Source organism: Azohydromonas australica DSM 1124, from assembly GCF_000430725.1.
Taxonomy (GTDB): domain Bacteria; phylum Pseudomonadota; class Gammaproteobacteria; order Burkholderiales; family Burkholderiaceae_C; genus Azohydromonas; species Azohydromonas australica.
In genome coordinates this window covers 12,422-29,861 of sequence record NZ_AUMO01000092.1, presented here as the reverse complement: position 1 = coordinate 29,861, position 17,440 = coordinate 12,422, and the positions used below count along the sequence as shown (strand labels likewise).

The 17,440-nt window shown below is 58.5% G+C and carries 16 protein-coding genes; 6 read left to right on the top strand and 10 right to left on the bottom strand.

What is annotated here, in order from left to right; translation table 11 throughout:
- Positions 1-275: 275 nt before the first annotated feature.
- The 4 genes from H537_RS0115180 to H537_RS0115170 all read right to left on the bottom strand — a co-directional run bounded on the left by H537_RS0115180 (position 276) and on the right by H537_RS0115170 (position 4,232).
- Positions 276-1,286, bottom strand: coding sequence for an IS110 family RNA-guided transposase (locus tag H537_RS0115180; RefSeq protein WP_028998198.1), 1,011 nt, complete (start codon positions 1,284-1,286; stop codon positions 276-278).
- Between the two features lie 279 nt (positions 1,287-1,565).
- Positions 1,566-2,528 carry an IS5 family transposase gene (locus H537_RS0115175; protein ID WP_028998587.1) on the bottom strand — a complete coding sequence of 321 codons (963 nt, stop codon included), beginning with the start codon at positions 2,526-2,528 and terminating at the stop codon, positions 1,566-1,568.
- Between the two features lie 391 nt (positions 2,529-2,919).
- Positions 2,920-3,177, bottom strand: coding sequence for a hypothetical protein (locus tag H537_RS52895; protein WP_156901736.1), 258 nt, complete (start codon positions 3,175-3,177; stop codon positions 2,920-2,922).
- Positions 3,178-3,416: 239 nt separating this feature from the next.
- A complete protein-coding gene (locus H537_RS0115170; RefSeq protein ID WP_028998586.1) occupies positions 3,417-4,232 on the bottom strand; it encodes a dienelactone hydrolase family protein in 816 nt (271 codons plus the stop codon).
- 879 nt (positions 4,233-5,111) lie between these two features.
- On the opposite strand from H537_RS0115170, the gene H537_RS43250 reads away from it, so the two are divergent.
- The 5 genes from H537_RS43250 to H537_RS52880 all read left to right on the top strand — a co-directional run bounded on the left by H537_RS43250 (position 5,112) and on the right by H537_RS52880 (position 13,144).
- Positions 5,112-6,875, top strand: a complete 1,764-nt coding sequence (locus H537_RS43250) for a S8 family peptidase (RefSeq protein ID WP_084150693.1) — start codon at positions 5,112-5,114, stop codon at positions 6,873-6,875.
- Positions 6,876-6,908: 33 nt separating this feature from the next.
- Entirely contained in the window at positions 6,909-8,255 is a 1,347-nt protein-coding gene (locus H537_RS0115160; RefSeq protein ID WP_028998585.1) for an alpha/beta fold hydrolase, read from the top strand.
- Positions 8,256-8,436: 181 nt separating this feature from the next.
- On the top strand, positions 8,437-9,555 hold the full coding sequence (locus H537_RS52890; RefSeq protein WP_156901735.1) for a hypothetical protein: 1,119 nt from the start codon (positions 8,437-8,439) through the stop codon (positions 9,553-9,555).
- Positions 9,552-10,478, top strand: a complete 927-nt coding sequence (locus H537_RS52885; protein ID WP_156901734.1) for a hypothetical protein — start codon at positions 9,552-9,554, stop codon at positions 10,476-10,478. The genes H537_RS52890 and H537_RS52885 overlap by 4 nt, the downstream gene beginning before the upstream one ends.
- Complete coding sequence (locus H537_RS52880) at positions 10,475-13,144, top strand: hypothetical protein (protein WP_156901733.1); 2,670 nt, start codon at positions 10,475-10,477, stop codon at positions 13,142-13,144. The genes H537_RS52885 and H537_RS52880 overlap by 4 nt, the downstream gene beginning before the upstream one ends.
- A 372-nt stretch (positions 13,145-13,516) precedes the next feature.
- Here the strand turns inward: H537_RS52880 and H537_RS0115155 are convergent, their stop codons facing one another.
- The 5 genes from H537_RS0115155 to H537_RS0115135 form a co-directional block, all read right to left on the bottom strand.
- Positions 13,517-13,945 carry a PIN domain-containing protein gene (locus tag H537_RS0115155; protein WP_028998584.1) on the bottom strand — a complete coding sequence of 143 codons (429 nt, stop codon included), beginning with the start codon at positions 13,943-13,945 and terminating at the stop codon, positions 13,517-13,519.
- Positions 13,946-13,971: 26 nt separating this feature from the next.
- A complete protein-coding gene (locus H537_RS43245; RefSeq protein WP_051242686.1) occupies positions 13,972-14,256 on the bottom strand; it encodes a prevent-host-death protein in 285 nt (94 codons plus the stop codon).
- Positions 14,257-14,533: 277 nt separating this feature from the next.
- Positions 14,534-15,124, bottom strand: a complete 591-nt coding sequence (locus H537_RS0115145) for a thioredoxin fold domain-containing protein (RefSeq protein WP_028998583.1) — start codon at positions 15,122-15,124, stop codon at positions 14,534-14,536.
- Positions 15,125-15,136: 12 nt separating this feature from the next.
- Positions 15,137-15,430: an H-NS histone family protein gene (locus H537_RS0115140; protein WP_028998582.1), complete on the bottom strand. Its 294-nt coding sequence runs from the start codon at positions 15,428-15,430 to the stop codon at positions 15,137-15,139.
- 210 nt (positions 15,431-15,640) lie between these two features.
- Entirely contained in the window at positions 15,641-15,826 is a 186-nt protein-coding gene (locus tag H537_RS0115135) for a hypothetical protein (RefSeq protein WP_028998581.1), read from the bottom strand.
- Between the two features lie 346 nt (positions 15,827-16,172).
- Here H537_RS0115135 and H537_RS52875 point away from each other — a divergent pair, with 346 nt between their 5' ends.
- Positions 16,173-16,496, top strand: coding sequence for a hypothetical protein (locus tag H537_RS52875; RefSeq protein ID WP_156901732.1), 324 nt, complete (start codon positions 16,173-16,175; stop codon positions 16,494-16,496).
- 462 nt (positions 16,497-16,958) lie between these two features.
- Here the strand turns inward: H537_RS52875 and H537_RS0115125 are convergent, their stop codons facing one another.
- Positions 16,959-17,381, bottom strand: coding sequence for a DUF5615 family PIN-like protein (locus tag H537_RS0115125; RefSeq protein ID WP_028998579.1), 423 nt, complete (start codon positions 17,379-17,381; stop codon positions 16,959-16,961).
- Positions 17,382-17,440: the final 59 nt, after the last annotated feature.

Sequence of the window (17,440 nt, the reverse complement as noted above, 5' to 3'; positions counted from 1 at the left end):
TTATATGGGCGACCCCCGGATCGCAAGTAACGTTGTCGAGTGATGAAGCAGGAGGCAGGGCTGCAGTCTTATATCCGGCCTGTAGTGCAGGCTGGCAAGCCTGCTGGCCCTGATGGCATTCGCCGACGAGGTTCCCCATCTGCTTTACGAGCTTGGTGCTCCACGTTCCTACCGGAGTGATCCCGTCCCGGTCCAACCTGTCTGTCCCATCACACGCTCGGTCGCTTGCTCTCCTTCAAAGCGGTAGTCCGTTCATTCGGTCCTTGTCATGCTGGCTACCACGCGCTGGCTTTCCAGGCCTGTCCTTTGGCCAGTACAGCCCAGATCGTCCTGGCCAGCTTGTTGGCCACCGCGGCGACGGCGACGCAGTAAGGCCGCCGCTTGAGCAATTCGGCCAGCCAAGGCCAAGCTTGACCTTTGTCTGAGCGCACCAATGCTCGGGCGCCATGCATCAGCAAGGTTCGCAGGTAGGCATCTCCTCGCTTGCTGATGCCCAGCTGCCGAACTCGTCCTCCAGTGCCTACTTGGCGGGGTACCAGTCCGATCCATGCCGCGAACTCGCGTGCGTCCTTGAATGCCGTGGGAGACCCCATGCTGGCCACGATAGCCGTGGCCGTGAGCAGGCCGATACCCGGTATTTCAGCGAGCGTCTTGCATGCCGGCATCTCCCTCATGTGCTGCGCCAAGCGCCGTTCCACGGCACCGATGTCGGCATCAAGTTGACGGACCCTGTGCAACTGCTCGTTCAAGCTCTCGATGAGCATGGCTGGCAGCTTGCCTTGCGCATCGCGCAGAGCCCCGGGCAACTCCTCCAGTAGTGCTCGATGGCTTTCCGGCAGCACGATCCCGAACTCGTAGAGCAAACCGCGCAATTCGTTGGTCTGCATGATTCTCATCTTCATGAGCTGGGCTCGTATGCGATGCAAGGCCAACACCACCTGCTGGGCTTCGGTTTTCACGGGAACGAAGCGCATGTCCGGCTGCTGACTTGCCGTCCAGATAGCCCGTGCATCAGCAGCATCGGTTTTGTTTCGATGGACGAACGGGCGGACCATCTTTGGTGGCAACAGCCGCACCTCATGCCCGAGTTTCATGAGTTGGCGGCCCCATTCGTGAGCTCCGCCGCAAGCTTCCATCGCCACGATGGCGGATTCCCGGTTTGCGAACCAGGGCAGCACCTGGGCTCGCTTGAGCTTCATGCGTTCTATGCTGCCCGTGTCTGGGTCAACCCAGTGCAGTTGGAATACCTTCTTAGCGATATCGACTGCGATGACGGTAAGCTCCATGGCGGATCCTCCGGCTCAGTGGTTGAGTTGCATCTCCACTCTGGCACTGCGATGCCGTCGCCGGGGGATCTCTTCGTTAATTGGATCTCCAGCTGCGCACCGCGGTTAGGAGGGGGTCGCCCATACCATCTGCTTTAACCAGTTTTGACGGTGGTAGGCAGGATGTCGGCGGATCGACAAACGTTCAGCCGAGCAGTCTCGCGCTGGTTTCACCGTCCGAGGCACTTGCACAGCAGGGTTCGAGCCCTGCCGCGCTGTTTTTCTGGATTCCGGGCGCACTCATGCCTGCGCCTCCATGAGCTTGTGCCGCACCATCCAAAGGTTGGACAGCGCGAACAGCGTGAAGAGCTGCGCCGTGTTTTTCTTCAGCCCTCGGTAGCGCACCTTGACGTGGCCGAACTGGCGTTTGATGACGCGAAACGGGTGCTCGACCTTGGCACGGATGCTGGCCTTGAGCTTCTCCAGTTGATTCACGAGTTGATCAACCTTGCTTTCGGGATCGAGCTTGGCGCGCTTTCCCGGGCGTATGGCGACATTCCAGCGCACGTTCCCTTTGGCATCAGGGCGCTTGTGCGCGCCTTGATAGCCGGCATCGCCCCAGGCCTCAGTTTCTTCGCTATGCAGCAGGCTGTTTCCCTCCACCACCTCGCTGACGTTGCCTGACGTGCCGCGGACCGTGTGCACCAGGCCCGACTCAGCGTCCACGCCGATATGGGCCTTCATCCCGAAATACCACTGGTTGCCCTTCTTGGACTGGTGCATCTCGGGATCACGCTCGCCTTGGTTGTTTTTGGTCGAACTCGGCGCGGCAATCAGCGTGGCGTCCACCACCGTGCCGGTGCGTAGCAGCAACCCCTTCTCACGCAGCAGATCGTTGACTACGCCAAGGATCTGCTCGGCCAACTTGTGGCGCTCCAACAGGCGGCGAAACCGCAGGATCGTCGTCTCGTCGGGCAACCGCGTGTCCCAGTTATCGAGCTGGGCAAATTCTCGAAACAGCGGCACGTCGTGCAGCGATTCCTCCATGGCCGGGTCGCTCAGCGTGAACCACTGCTGCATGAAATGGATGCGCAGCATCGTCTCCACGGGAAACGGCGGACGGCCGCGGCGGCCGTCGGGCGCATAGGGCGACACCAGTTCCACCAGCGCAGCCCATGGCACCACGCGGTCCATCTGCTCCAGGAACTCGCGCTTGCGCGTGCGCTTGGTCGAAAGGTTCAGCCCGAGATCAGCCTGCTTCATGGCCTGGATGTTCGCTCAGCACACTTGCCACGGCTTTACGCAGAGGTTCCTTAGGTCTTTGCACGGTCTACAGAACCGGGTTTGGCCCCTTCCAGTGGGTCTCGAAGGGACCGAAAGGCCTTCCATCTGCCAATGAAAAAAAAGAGAATTATTTCTCTCAAGGAAACGTCAGATTCCTTCGCGAGCGCCTGCTCCGTTGACGGAGTTGGGAGGCTAATCAGGCAAGGATTTGGCTACTTGCTCTCTCCACCACCTGAATTGGGTATTTGCCCTTCTCGGCTACGTAGAGCCAGTAGACGAACCCACCAGTCATTCAAGAATGTCTCCCTCTTGCTTTCAGGCAGCACGGCATAGAAGTTTAGGCCATCTTGTAAGGTTCGATAAGCGTTTTTCATTTCAGTATGGATCTCCATCGAGCCCCCAAGCCAAGCGCCCTTTCAAGGGCTATACAAAGCGCAGCAGTGGCCGATGCCAGCGAAACAAGTGCAGCATATCCTGATTCTCGCGCAAAGGCAGAAGCAAAACCTGATAAAAGGAGCGACAAAGCGGTAAGGGCATTATACCAAAATCCATCCGTAAAGGTTTTGTGTTCGTTGATGGATTGTTGAAGACGAGTCTTAATTTCGGCAAAATGCTCTTCGTGACTCATGTGCATTTCCTTCGAAAACGAAATTGATGGATCGCGGCATGCCTCCCGGTGAACATATGAATATCTTGACCTTCAATTCAAGCATATGAAATTCGACGCCAAGCTGAAGAAGGCTGATCAAGAAAAGGCGGTGAGCCCGCGGCTTATGGCTATGGGCTTACGGCCACGGAAATTAAAGGGACGATAGCTCTGTAGTACTGTTGTGTCTGCTGGCGATGTCACGGAATAACCCTTCCTACTCATGTTAGGTGCTGGCGTAGGAAATCAACGACGCGTTGCAGTGCAAGTCGCGTCGGGTGCGCTGCGTCTTCGTTGGCGTCGTACTCTTCGGTGAGCAGTGCGTGTGGTGGCTGCACCGTGCGACGCCACCATGAAGACTCGGGGTATTCGTGCAGTATGGCCGTATCGCCGAAAGTTGACGCGATGCGGCGCACGCGCCGGCCGGGGCAGAGACGGTCGGCGGAGAAACGCTGCACGATGATGTGCTTGCCGTCGCTGCGGGCTACGTCGGCGGCGTGCTGCAACTCGCTATCACTGATGTTGAGTGCGTCCATCCACCGGCCCCCGCCTAGGCCCGTGAACAGGTAACCCAGGTGCATGGGAATTGCCGGCTGCGAGGCTATGGCCGCTGCCACACACGGATCGATCACGAGAGGAATGACAAAAGCACCGGTAAGGCACATACCGATCGCGCCGATGCGCCTGCCACCGTGACGCTGGCTGATGTCCTGTGCCAAGGTACGAAGGGCGTCTGTCACCGGAGCATGCTTGCCGGCTTCCAAACGCGCAAACTCTTCGGAGATGCACAGCTTCCGGTAGTTGGCGTGCGGCGCCCGCTCCAGGGGGCGGCCCACCAGCAGCGGCAGGTGGACATGAAAGCCTGCACTGATCAGCCGCTCAGCGAAGTTTAGGCAGGGCTTGGTGAGCCCTGGGAGCTCGTGGAGGACTAGGACAGGCGGGCCGCTGCCTTTGTCAAACACCGGCTGTGTGCGCTGGCCCAGCCTGAAGCTGCGCTCGATGTAGCCTTCATCAACCAAAGATTGGACGCTGGCCATGCTTATGCAGCCGCCGCGGCGGCTAGAAAGGCATAGACAGTTCAGAAGGCACGATGTCGCCATGGCCGCCGAGGGTCTTTGCAGCATTCATGTTGTGGACCTTGCACAGATCGAACGCATAGGATATGCGGACGCAATCGAAGTTTTGCGCCATTGCACTCGCATCCGGCGCACTGCTGCAGTTGTTGAAGAAGCCACTTGAGGCTGATAAGAATTAGGTTCATGCCAATCCGGTAGACCCTGGAGTGCATCGAGCTGCAGCCAAGCTCCGTTTTTTCTACATCGGAACGGGCAACACCGCGTGCATCCTCTCTATCCATACCAAACTCACGACATAGAAGGCGGCCTAGCCGTACGTGCCACGACTACTTGAGCGTAGCGAGACCCCTTTTACACGATCGGCATGCGCCATGTTCATGACCAAAGTCATATAGCGAAGCACAGGAACTCAGGGATAAATACCAATTCATAAACCTCTACGTTAGACACAATCCTTTGGCGTACGTACCCACTCATGCGCTCTGGCGACCATACGGGGGCGCCAGTTAACGCAAGAGTCGACATGGACTCGGTGGCCGTGTACTTTTGTTGCAGGACCTAGCTGAGGTACGCCAGCAGCGCCCAAGCCGAACTCACCACAGGTCGTGCTGGTGGCGGAAAAGTTATAGGAGTTAACACCGGCCCAATTCTGAGCCAAGGTCAGTCAACTTGCCGATGTACTGCTGAGCCAATCCTTGAGATGTCGGCGGTTGGCCATAAAAGAAATCCAGCATTAATTGGTGGTGTAGCACACGGGTGACGTCGCGACTCCATCTAGCGTTGGCATTCACGCCGTGAGCATGGCCCGCTATTCAAGATTCGGCTAATAAGGGGATATAAATGGCAACGCAGAGGAAGTCCAGCGGCACGGGACGACGCAAGGCAACCAAGGAGGCCAAAGGAGAGGGACCGCCACCGTCCACCAAGGAAAACGAGGTATCGCAACCCGCCCTGAGTCCAGAACCGGTTGGGGAGCGATTCGCCCGAACAACGGCGCCGCGCGAACTCGACGATCCGGTGCGCCGCAAGCAATGGGGACTGCCGGCGCTGAACGACAAGGACAATGCTGGCCCCTACATCATTGAACTGAACGCGCAGCATGTCGGCGGCCTGCCTGGAGCTGCTAACGCATTCCTGGAACTGCACGGCCAAGTCGTTGCCGAGTTGGTCGCTCAGCAAGGCCAAGAGCAGGTTGAAGCACTGCCCAGGGAGCCGGTGCGCATCGCCAAGTCGTACTACTGGTGTGAACTGCTCGACCGCGAGTGGCGACTGCTGGTGGGACGCGACGAAAGCCAGCCACTTGCCAAGCGGGCAATCTACCGACTGTGGCCTGATTTCCCGGTCACCGCACATACCGACCGCTCGATCAGCACCATCAAGGCTGATGCAGCACTGCGCTCCTTCGCTGCGGCCGGTGAGGGCATTACCTGGGCCGTTATCGACTCGGGCGTGGATGCACAGCACCCGCATTTCGGCCCCGCAGACGCGCCAGACAGGCACGCCCTGCGTGCGCCGGAGGTGATAGATCTGCACCGCTGCTTTGCCGACATCGTTGAGATGCGAGGCAATATCCCGGTGGCCCGGCGACCGCTGGGGGATCCCGACGCGGATCCGGCCATGGAGCCGGTCAAGCGCCAGGAGCTGCTCGCGCAGCACCGCGAGCTGGCCTTACGTGACGACTTCGGGCATGGCACCCACGTGGCAGGCATCATCAGCGGGCAGGCACCGAACAATGCGTCAACCGTCTGTGCCCTGGAGCGGCAGTACAAGCTCAGCGAGGATGGCAGCAAGACTAGCAGCAGCTTCGCGGCCCGGCGGATTCGTGCTGAGGCTGCGCGGCCGCGAGGCGTCGCCCCGCAGTGCAAGCTCATCAGCCTGCGGGTGCTGAACCATGAGGGAAAGGGACGGGCCAGCCGCGTGATTCAGGCCCTGGAATACATCCGCGACCACATCAACGACAACCCGAAACTCATGCGCGTGCACGGCGTCAACCTTAGCGTCGGGTATGAGTTCGACGCCGAGATGTTCGCCTGTGGCCAGAGCCCGCTGTGCACCACGGTCGACCGTCTGGTGCAGGAAGGCGTCATCGTGGTCGCTGCTGCAGGCAATACGGGCTACGGTACGGCCGCAGCCGAAGTTGGAGTGGCCAAGATGTGCCTGTCCAACAGCATCAACGACCCCGGTAACGCGGCGGCGGCCATCACGGTGGGTTCCACGCACCGCGACTCACCTCATACCTACGGCGTCTCGTACTTCTCATCCAAAGGACCCACCGGGGACGGCCGCATGAAGCCCGACTTGGTGGCCCCAGGCGAACGCATCACTTCGTGCGCTGCGGGACGCAAGCTCACGGACGCGCTGGCCGCTGGCTTGATTGAGGTTAGTCCCGATTCCGCCTTCTACATTGACGACAGCGGCACCAGCATGGCCGCTCCGCACGTTTCGGGTGCCATCGCGGCGTTCCTCTCCATTCGGCGCGAGTTCATCGGGAAGCCGCTGGACGTCAAGCGCATCTTTCTCGACAGTGCCACGCCACTGGGGCGCGAGCGCTATTTCGAAGGCCAGGGGTTGGTGGACCTCATGCGCGCCATCCAGTCCGTCTGACCCATCGCTTGGCACCCTTCAACGGAGGACGACATGAACGTGCAATTCCAGCAGTTTCCAGTCGAGTTCACGCGGGACGGGATGCTCTTCGACGAGCGACAGGCGGCGGTACTGCTCGAGGCGCTACCGGGCCTGACCGATCTCCTCGTGCTGTCGCACGGCTGGAACAACGACATGGCCGACGCGGCAGCGCTTTATGACCGGCTGTGTGCCAGCTTGGTCCAGGTTGCAGCCGAGGACGATCTTGTCCCGAAGGGCCTGCAGGATCGCCGGTTTGGCGTGTTGCGCGTCTTTTGGCCCAGCAAGCGCTTCACGGACGAGGAACTCATTCCCGGTGGCGGCGCTGCCGACGCCACGCCAGCCAACGACATGGCGCTGGAGCGCCTGCTGCAAGCACTCAAACAGAACCCGCAGCGACTAGGCACCACGGGCACTGACCCGGTGCGCGCCCATGCTCTGGACACCGCACTCGCACTGGCGTCCAAGCTCGAGCTGCAAGGCGTGGAAGGCGTTGCAGCGCGGCGTGACTTCGTTCTGCAACTGCGCACCATCCTTAACCCGTCAGCCGCCCATCCCGACGACGGATCGCTGGAGTTCTTTGTCCGTGATCCTGAGGAACTGTTCACGGAGATGGCTGGTGCGGTACCAGTGCCGCCGGGAGCCGCAGGCCGCGTCGGCGGGGCAACGTCAATGGACGCCGCCGGGAGCGCCGCTGGGCTGAACGACCTGCTCAGCGGGATGAAGGCTGCGGCACGTCGCCTGATCAACTTCACGACCTACTACGAGATGAAACAACGCGCGGGCACAGTGGGCAGCATTGGGTTGGCACCACTACTGCGCCGCATTCGCGAGCGCCAACCGGGATTGCGCCTACACCTAGCTGGCCACAGCTTCGGGGGACGCCTGGTGACGGCAGCCGCACATGCGCTGCCCGACCGCACGCCGGCTGTCACCATGACGCTGCTGCAGGCAGCGTACTCGCACAACGGCTTGGCCGGCCATTACGACGGCCAGCACGACGGCGCGTTCCGTGAAGTCCTGTCGCAGCGGCGCGCCTCCGGCCCCATCGTCATTACCCACACCAAGGACGACCGGGCCGTAGGCATCGCCTATCCCCTGGCCTCGCGCATCGCACGGCAGCAGACTTCTGCACTCGGCACGGCTGACGATCCCTATGGCGGCATGGGGCGCAACGGCGCCCAACACCTGTCCGAAGATGAGGCCAGCCAGGAGACGATGCACCAGGTCGGTGATAGCTACACCTTCACACCGGGCCGGGTGTTCAACTTAAACGCGGATGGCTTTATTAAGGATCACGGCGATGTTACCGGACTACAAGTGGCCTATGCGGTGTGGAATGCTGTGAGTACTATTTCTTGACATACACGGCGACAGAACAAATTTGATTTGATATTTCGCCTACTCCAGCGGCCGCTGGCACGTTTTGCCATCGCCATTGGCGTGCGACAGATAAATTGTCGGTATCGCAGGAAGTCGAAACAACCTGAATGCCAGCCATGCCGGCTAAAGGCCCGCGCTCCTGAAACCAGAGGAGGTAGACATGGGTTATTTAAAGGATCTCTTCAAGCTGGCAAGCCAGATCCCGGAAGTTCACATATTCATTATCAATGTAACCATGCAGGTCCGCGTAGGCATGTTGCACAGGCAAACACTTTGGAATTATGCGAGGACTGTTCGCCGAAAGTTTCGAGAACTTCAGCAATCGCCAAGCTGGAACACTACGCCCGACGATGAAGCGTGGCAGGCCTCTTTAGTATGGAATATGTGCGAATTTGTAGCCTCGCAGCCGCCATTTGCTTTCCAGCCGCCTCAACGCTGTGCGACTCCAAATCTCCCAGATGAGTCTGAAGCGCTGACTGTCTTGACCAGCCAAGCCATGGCACAACATTATTTCAATTCAGGAAAATATCTTGAAAGTGTGCCAGGCTGGAATCCGAAGGCAGCAAAGCAAGACCACGAGGCATTTAAGCAATATCTACGTTCAATTTATAAGTCAGGCTCCACAACCTACTTAGATCCGGATTTGCTTAAGCACTCAATGCATAGCAAGACCTTAAGAGGAAAAGCCCCTTTTTTCTGGATTAGCCCGTCCGGCATGGATCGTCAAGCCCTTACTCCAGGTCAGTTGCGAGACAGGCTAGGCCTAATCCACATAAACAACAAAGGCACCTGGATAGTGGAAATTTCACTTTCGATGAAAGGTATTAAAGACTATTTCGGGCACGAGGGCAACTTTGTCATCCGGCCGTGCGCAATCGGCGCCGTGCCTGGGCCGCGGTTCAGGAGCGTGGCACCGTGGGAAATTCGCCGCACACAAACCAACGGGACAATTTTATTGGAGGCCACTGGCACCACAGTTGATTTAGAGAGTTTTGCGTGCGGCGCAGAAAGTATTGACGGCTGGCCTGAATTACTATGCAAGGAGGCGCCATGGGGACCACAAGATCCAGTTGCACGGGAACAATGGTGGAATAAGTTTCAGCCACGCATACGCGTCGTCGGTGAATTAACCGATGACCCACGTGGCGCCAGCCCAGTTGATAGCCATAAGGCGTTTGCAATCCGATTAAATAAGGATTTCTCTGAAGCGGCGGGTGAGCCACTAGATGAATGGCTACAGAAGATCGTAGACCGTCTTGGTGTGAGGGAGTTATCATGAAAGATCTAAAAAAACCCATAGCGGATTGGCTAGCCAAACAGTCACTGCAACAAATGAAATCATGGCTGTTAAAGGGCTCAACTGGGATTATAATCGATGGGCTTAACCCTGCAACGGCCTTTGATCCGGGTCTTTACGTGATTGGAGTTGGCGAGACAGGTGATTGGCGGCAGGACTTACTCGAGATAATAAAAAAAATGCCTGCGCATGCGCGAGTTGATTTTGACGAAGCGCTTGTGCAGTGCTTAGAGGAGTTGCGGACCGAAATGCGGGCTATTGATGACGCACCAGGGTCAACCGATTCATCCGCAGAGTTGGCCGCAACACTATTATGGTTGGCACGAAACACTGAGTGCCATGTTGTGAGTCGCTGCCTTCACGGTCTTATGGCAATTAAGTTTTTCCGTAGCCAACTGGTGTTTGACGAAGTGCTTTGGACGTGGCGACTGCTAGTCCCCTCGTCAAATGGAATAGGCGTCGTAGAAGCAGCCACCAAAGACTACTTGCGATATCGGCGCGAATATTCTCCATCTTTGCTGATCGGCGTATGCATTTGCGATCTACCTAGTCAGCAATTCTCGCGCCGGCTTGCATTGTTCCCGGAAATGCCTGAGATGCTTAACAACGATCCACTGCTACGCACAAGATTTCAAGAAGAATTCAAAAGAATCGTAGTTGATGAACTTAGTGATAGCGCACGAGCCATGCTTAGCGCCGATAATCGGTCGGGGGGACTCAGTCCTCACGAGAGATATATTTTACTTGGGATCATGCCGAGCGGAAACGATCTTGGTAGGTTCTTTATGGATAAGATAGAGGGCGCATCAACGCGCTATGTCAGTCGATCGTGGCAGTCAATTACAAAAAAACCAAGTTCATTCGGCGTCGACCAAGCATACTCTTTTGACAGGAAATTGCAGTGAACGGCAATGCACCTCAACTCACACGCGAGGCACTTTTGTGCGGCGCTATTGAGCTTGGCCTTCGTCTCTCACATCGTGAGTCAGACCGCTCTGCTGAGCTACGAGGAATTACTACCCTCTTCGCGGTAGACGTAGATGTGCTGTCAGCCTACGCTAACCCGCATAACAATGCCGGATACGTAGCCTTTACTGGATTACTAGACCCACCAGCGTCTCAAGTGTTCGGGCGCGGTGCGCGCGGCTCGGTAAGTCCCTCAATGGTAGGACTAGCCGAAATGCTAGGCCGTTACCTATTTCGTGATGATCAAGCTGGTAACCCTAAAGTTTTGCTCGAACCGCTAGAGAGCGAGTTTTTTGATGTGCTAAGTGCCATCGAACATAAATATATCGTCGAGGTACAACAAACGCTATCTAACTACGAAGCGGAGAAGAGGAATCTAACAAAGGTGGTAGAGCAGTATCTACGCGCCCCTCAACTTAGCGCAATCAGTTTCGTCGAACAATTAGCGAGCCAGCTTGAAAAAACTTTACCTGCACTTTACGGCCGCTACAACGCAGGACGTGAAGTTCACCGACTAGGTGAACTACTACGGGTAGATGACGGCCGCCTTCTATTCTCACGAAATTGCGGTGAGATAGCTGATGCACTGACCGAAACACAGAGGTCGCCTGTCGCATCAAAGCAGCTTGACGAGATCCGCCGTATGTGGACGGCAGCTGTAAACGAAACCTTGCCGCGCGAAAATTTTGAGCGTGACGGCTCACACAGCAAAACGCTTAGTTCCCGCGGTGCAGCACGGCGTGAAATTAAGCGCATGCATGATGCTGAGGTAATGGCGCAGGTTGAGTGGTTAAATCGGTTTTTCGCCGAACATATGATACCCATACGGGTTTGTTTTCTCACAGGGGCAAGTCGGTTGTGCAGTGCAGCACTACGACGCTTTCACAAGGTACAGAACCATCGTACTAGAGCGCCGCGTTGGGGCACACACAAATCACTTAACTTTGGTCGTTATTTAGCACTGGCTGGGCCACTGGACGGACTACCGGATCCAAGGGCACGCGACTGTATTGATTCACTGAGCTGGGCTCCTATTCGCGACTTGCGTAGCTTTATCGTCGATGACACCTTCGTCGATTTCGCTGCTGCAGCTAATCAAAAGGCGCCTGAGTGCTCAATGGGCGACGGCCTTGCTCGTTGGCTCCCTGTATTCTTTTCGGAGGCATCTGGGCCAATGGCTGGTGTCCATGGCAAACTGGCGGCCAGCTACCAAAAATTGCACGATTTGCCTGAAGCTATTAGCGGCATGCAGAAATCATTCTTGCATGCCAATAGCCTGTCCGATAAAGCATACGCTGAATTAGAGCAGCGCTTTGCTGACTATGTTCGCCTAGTTGGCGCATCCCATGCAGTAGAGCGCGGCGTAAGACATCGCGTGCTGGCCGATATTGGAAAAATCTTTTCTGGGCAAGATCCAGCGCGATTATTGGGAGAGCATTTGCGTGCCGAGATGTCTCGTTTTATCCAAAAAATAAGTGCAAGCGTAATCCCGCACTTGCAGAGTAACAACGAGTCACAACAAGGAGAAAAATTAGTTCCAACTCGGGGAGTGCCTCCTCTTATTCTGACCCGGTTCGGCGAGGTCGAGGAACTTACATCTCAGGTTCTGTACCAATTACGCAATCGCACCACCTCGATTTCTCACTTTATTGAGGAAGTGGAGCAAAGGTTTAAGGAGATTACACAAAAGTATACCGAGCAAGAGCAGCTATATCTATGGCTGCTATGCAAGGCGCTAGTGTTTGCAGTCTACGGGGAATGGCGTGCGGCCTATACGCTGGCCACCCAAGCTTTTACGGTTTCGCAATTGGAGTTGATGCATACAGGCGAAGACGATGGTATGCCACCTTTAGCAGCGGAGCGCAAGATAACAGGCCGAGAGGCACTATACCTATGCCATGTGACAGCCCGGCGCCAACCACAGGACAGCCGTTGGTGGCTGTTCGAAACTCAGCGCTGGCAAACACTGTGGACTTCCGCCTTCCAAAAGGAGCGTCCCGACTTAGAGCGGAAAGGACTTCAAACCTTGGCCGACTTCCATTTCCTTCGCATGCGCGCTGAACATATTGCAATGCGCTTGACTGTTATGTTAAGCAGTTCAGCTGAAGCTAACGCCGACGTGCTTGTCGAGAGGACTCCGTCAGAAGAGCCCCGCTTCATGGTTGAGGTTGAGGATGTACTTAAGCAGTTGAGAGCCGATACAATGCTGGAAGCTATTGCGAAGACATCAAGTAGTGCTGTTGCCTCGCACTGCTACGTCCAGCGGCAGTGCCTAGTCAATCTCCTTCAATTTCAAATTCTTTCCACGCGACCAAAGTCAACTCCGCCTGCCTCTAATGATGCCATCTGCGATTGGGTGAAACAGCTTAAAGCCAATATTGAACAGCCGCCGCATACGGTAACCCATATGCTATGTCCCTCTCAGCTTGATTTGCTCGTAATGCGGTGTGGCGAGGTCCTATCCGGCTCAATGTCCGCCAACGGCACCGATTCTCCCGAATTTCCAATTAGTACTATGCCCTACGACAGTTGGCGTTTTGATCGGTACCGCTTACTTCTTAAGTCGCATGACTTGGCGGGAACCACAGATGCAGAAAAAGCGTAGGTTGCCAATGAAATCAAAGATTCAATACCCAGCGCAAATAATACATTGGGATTTGTTTTGCCGTGCAGCGATAACGAGGCACTCAGATGCATAATAAAAAATTATGCCGCACTATGGCGGCAAACGCCGGATATGCGCGCCGATTCGCTTATCGTTCCCGGCTGACCCTTCATCATCTTAGTCCGACTGGCGTCATCACCCCAAGTTGACATAACGCCGCAAGCCGCAAGCGAATTATCACCAGCCCGCGCGTGGAAGACAGGTGCGACCTGCCGGCGAACGTAGGGGAGCCTCAATACCGAGATGACCGTTGCTCTGGCAGTCGCTGCCAGCACGGGCTTGCGAGATGGCGTTTTCGACAAAGGCCAGAAGTCAAGCGTCGGGCCCCAGATAAAGCTTCACCCGGCTGGTGGTCCATGTGGCTACGCCGGTGCCAAAGAAGTCGGCGTCCTCCGTCCATACCGGGCAGCCCAGCACCAGCGCGCAGGCCAGCGCCGGCCAGTCATCAGGATCGCGCTCCCCGATGCGCGCCAGGGCTTGGGCCTGCAGTAGCTGGTAGACCTCTGCGTCAAGCGGATGCACCACGGCCTCCAGGGCGTCCAGTACCGCCAGTGCGGCGACACCGTCCACGCCGCGCTTTTGCAACAGCGCCGGCAGGTACTTGCGCGCCTCGGCGTAGGCGGTATCGGGCGCGAAAAAGCTCACCTCCCCCACGTGATCCGAGATCAGCCGGCGTACTCGCTCGCCCAGGACAGCGCGGATGAGGATGTTGGCGTCAAGGACGATGGCCCGCTGGGTCATTGGCGGCAAGTGCTGCGAGGACGGCCTCACGGGCGCTTGCGGCCAAGCCTGCTGCTTGCGTTGTCGGCGGCCCTGGCTGCCTTGAATTCCGACGCGACCTCTTCGACATCAATGGCCCTGTCTGCCAGCATGCGGTCGAGCTCGGCCCAAGCCTGCTTGAGAGCCGCCATGTCCGCGTCCGCCTGCCCGTGCGTCGGAATGAAAAAGCCCACGGTCTGTCCGTGACGGGTAATTGCCACCGGCTTGTCGGAAGCGATGTATTCGGCAAGCCCGGCACGGAATTCGCGGATGCCGACCTTGGTGGGTTCCATGACGCACTCCAGAGCTGAAGAGGAATGGCAATTGTGCATCACTGTGTACACAAACGGAACGCTGTGGCCGGTGCGAGCCCCGGGTACCGGCGGGGCCAGGAGTGAAGTCTCGTGTGCGGGGTGCAGGCGGCAGCACGCGGTACCGGGACACGCGCAGCGCCAGCACGGCCCAGGCTCCAGCTTGCCCACCTTGAGCCTTTCCGCGCTGCCCACGCCAGCGCCAGGGCACGCAACACACCCAGTGCGATGCCAGAGTCTGTCCGGGAGACCGGGTAGCTCAGAGCCCGACCAGTGCCGTGATCCGATTTGGGGGCAAGTAGCCCACCTCGACGCCAGAGGCGTCCGTGGCGGCATTACGGTAGACGATGACGGGCACGCTCTGGACACCGAGCTTCTCGAAGACTTGCGTGTTGGCCTTCACCAGTTTCAGCGCGTCGGCAGGTGGAGCGGACGTCGGCGCCCCCGTGCGGCCGCTGGAGACTGCTGCCTCGTTGGCGGCCATGGCGGCCACCGGGTCGCTGGCTGCCATGAGGACGGCGCCATGCTCCGCGCCGCCACGCAGCAGGCCAACCGGGATCCAGCCCATCTTCAACCGGTCAGGCAGCATCTGGCTGTCAGCCCACAACCGTGCGCAATGCGGGCAGGTGGCGTCGAAGAACACGTAGACGGTGTGGGCGGCTATGGCGGGTCCTGCCGAAAAGCCGCGGGCGCTTGCCGCGAGCGCCATCGCTTCGGCGACGGCTGCTGAGGCATCGTTGCCTGACGGTGCGGCGGCCGTGCTTTCGGTCTTGCTGCAGGCAGCCAGGAGGCCTGCGACCAAGGCGCAGGAGGCCCGTCGCAGGAGCGCTCTGCGGTCCGAGCTCAGCATGTCAGGTCTCTTCTAGACGGCCGGCAGGCGCAGTTGCTCCTGCCCCGCAGCAGTCTTGGGCGGGCGGCCGCGGCGCTTCGGAACCGGCACCAGCCCCAGGTCCATCGGCGTCAGTTGGAACGCGCGCATCAGATTGCGCACCTTCACCAGCGCCTCCAGGCGCTCGCCGTCTTCCATCTCGCGCAACTGTGCTTCGGCCTCGGCCAGTTCGGCGCGCAGCTCGGCCACTCGGGTCTTCAAGGAGTCGGGCGTGGGCTTGGCCACCGGCTTGACCCAGCCGGTCGGGATTTCTTCGGTGTTGTGCATGCGTGACTCTGTTCTCGGGTTCCTTGAGGGAGGCGATCAGTTTAGGTGGCGGTCATTCCCATTCAAATCGACGCCGTACCGGTGCCGCGTGACACCAGCATCAACGTCGGGTGCTCAACCCGCGGCCAGCAATATCAACGTCCAGCGCCAGGGGCTGAGCTTGCGGGGCGTGCCGCGGCGGTCAGCGCTGCGCTCGATGTCGCTTACTGCCTACACGTCGGTGAGACCAATAACGGTGGCGGTGAAGTCAAGCGTCCAGCCCATGCGCAACGGCAGCTCCCTCACCTGCTCTCCCGTGGGCTGCTGGAGTACCGGGTAAATGGGCGCGAAAACAATTTTCGGGCGGCCGCGCGTCGGGTGCTCGGGCGGCGCAGCAGCATCGCTGGTCGCGGACATGGCGTGCTCCCTTGGATAATTGAGCCGCCGATGTTAGGCGCTGTTCGAAGTGGTCCCCCTCCCCTGCCAGTTCCGCAAGACCTGCGCCCTTGCCCCCGCGCGCCGGCGTGTGCGCTCGTCAATGCTTTCAGGCGGGTGGCGCAACATGAGGCTTGGGAACGTGCCGGACTGCAAGGAGTACGCCGCTTACGCAGGCCCTTGATCTAGATTACCGCCAAGTTCGGTTGCAGGCGGGCCACTGGCGGCAGTACCGCCTGTTGTGGGCTAAGCCTTGGAATCAGGGTATCGATGAAGAACGTGCAAACAGCATGATCAATGTGCTGCCACAGCATTAACCACATTGCCCATGCCTTCCATCGATCACCTTGTTGATGTGCGCACCTACTTCGCTGCAAATGCGCCTGACAACATCCCGGAATGGTTTCAAGCCATTGAATCGCAATCACAGAACGCCCGCGAGCATGTGCAGAGCCGCTATTTCGCATGGCGCTGGTATTACGCCGACGAGATGCTGAAGAAATACGACCAGGGGATTGGCGGCGAGGGGGGAAATCTCACTCAGACCGGATCTATCCCTTCAACCAATAGCAGCCGTCTCCGGATAGCACTCATGGATGCCCAACCGCTACCTCCGTTGAGACCGCAAGGTCAGGCAGCTGAAGTGCCGTAGTACCGCTTGACCGTTGCCGTGCTCAAGCCAAAGTGCTCCGCCGTCTCGGCGATGCCGGCCGGACTCAGGCGGCGCAGTACCGCTTGACCGTCGCTACTGACAGCCCGAAGTGTTCGGCGGTCTAGCAATGCTGGCGGGGCTGCAACCCCTCATCAGGGTCGTGCCGCGCCTGCTCGCTCTTGCTGCGGGTTCCCTCCCCTCCCGCGTGGTCCAGCCGATGGTGAGTGCCCACCTGAACCTGCGGGACGCTAATGCCCTGCTTGCCTCGGTCTTCGCTGACACTCCGCGCCGGTCGCTTCACTTGACATAAGTGCCTAAGCCGCGGTCGGACGCGTGCAGCGGTATTGAAATGTCGCGGCGTCAGCCACTGCCGGTTGCCAAGCAACCGTGCTTGGCACGGCCACCGCGTGCCTGCACAGGAGAGCCTTGTGCAAGGGCCGCCCAGCCGGTGTGATCAGGCCGTCAACCCGGCTCCGGAATGTCGTACAGGACGATCTCGACCGAGCCGTCCTTGAGCTCGAACACCTCAAGTGCTTGATTCACTAGGTCACCCAGTTGCGTCAGTTCTGCCCGCGCCAAGGCGAACAGGTCGCGCTGGCACTCCAGGTCCATCACGAATACCGAGTGCAGACAGACCAACTCAGCGTCGATGGACTGCTTCGCGTGCTGGCCACCGAGGCGGCCGGGGCCGCCACCGTGAAAGTCCACCGCGTTGTGGGTGACCAGCGTGTAGTCGCCTTCGACAGCCAAAACCACGAGCTTCCAATCCTTCTCGGCCGACCAGCCGCGATCACGCACGCAGGTGGACTCCACATGCCCGGCCGCCACGGCCAGCTGCACGAGTTGCGGCGACAGGCACTCGTCGATTAGCAGGCGCAGCGTCATGCGCGCGCCGCCCTGACCACGCGGGTGCTGCGCCGCACGGCATCCGGGTTGAAACGGCA

Coding starts and splice junctions, on each gene's coding strand:
- H537_RS0115140 (WP_028998582.1), bottom strand. CDS start 15,430: ATGCACAACACCGAAGAAATCCCGACCGGCTGGGTCAAGCCGGTGGCC.
- H537_RS0115175 (WP_028998587.1), bottom strand. CDS start 2,528: ATGAAGCAGGCTGATCTCGGGCTGAACCTTTCGACCAAGCGCACGCGC.
- H537_RS0115135 (WP_028998581.1), bottom strand. CDS start 15,826: ATGTCCGCGACCAGCGATGCTGCTGCGCCGCCCGAGCACCCGACGCGC.
- H537_RS0115145 (WP_028998583.1), bottom strand. CDS start 15,124: ATGCTGAGCTCGGACCGCAGAGCGCTCCTGCGACGGGCCTCCTGCGCC.
- H537_RS0115170 (WP_028998586.1), bottom strand. CDS start 4,232: ATGGCCAGCGTCCAATCTTTGGTTGATGAAGGCTACATCGAGCGCAGC.
- H537_RS52890 (WP_156901735.1), top strand. CDS start 8,437: ATGGGTTATTTAAAGGATCTCTTCAAGCTGGCAAGCCAGATCCCGGAA.
- H537_RS0115160 (WP_028998585.1), top strand. CDS start 6,909: ATGAACGTGCAATTCCAGCAGTTTCCAGTCGAGTTCACGCGGGACGGG.
- H537_RS43250 (WP_084150693.1), top strand. CDS start 5,112: ATGGCAACGCAGAGGAAGTCCAGCGGCACGGGACGACGCAAGGCAACC.
- H537_RS52895 (WP_156901736.1), bottom strand. CDS start 3,177: ATGAGTCACGAAGAGCATTTTGCCGAAATTAAGACTCGTCTTCAACAA.
- H537_RS52885 (WP_156901734.1), top strand. CDS start 9,552: ATGAAAGATCTAAAAAAACCCATAGCGGATTGGCTAGCCAAACAGTCA.
- H537_RS52875 (WP_156901732.1), top strand. CDS start 16,173: ATGCCTTCCATCGATCACCTTGTTGATGTGCGCACCTACTTCGCTGCA.
- H537_RS43245 (WP_051242686.1), bottom strand. CDS start 14,256: ATGGAACCCACCAAGGTCGGCATCCGCGAATTCCGTGCCGGGCTTGCC.
- H537_RS0115125 (WP_028998579.1), bottom strand. CDS start 17,381: ATGACGCTGCGCCTGCTAATCGACGAGTGCCTGTCGCCGCAACTCGTG.
- H537_RS0115155 (WP_028998584.1), bottom strand. CDS start 13,945: ATGACCCAGCGGGCCATCGTCCTTGACGCCAACATCCTCATCCGCGCT.
- H537_RS0115180 (WP_028998198.1), bottom strand. CDS start 1,286: ATGGAGCTTACCGTCATCGCAGTCGATATCGCTAAGAAGGTATTCCAA.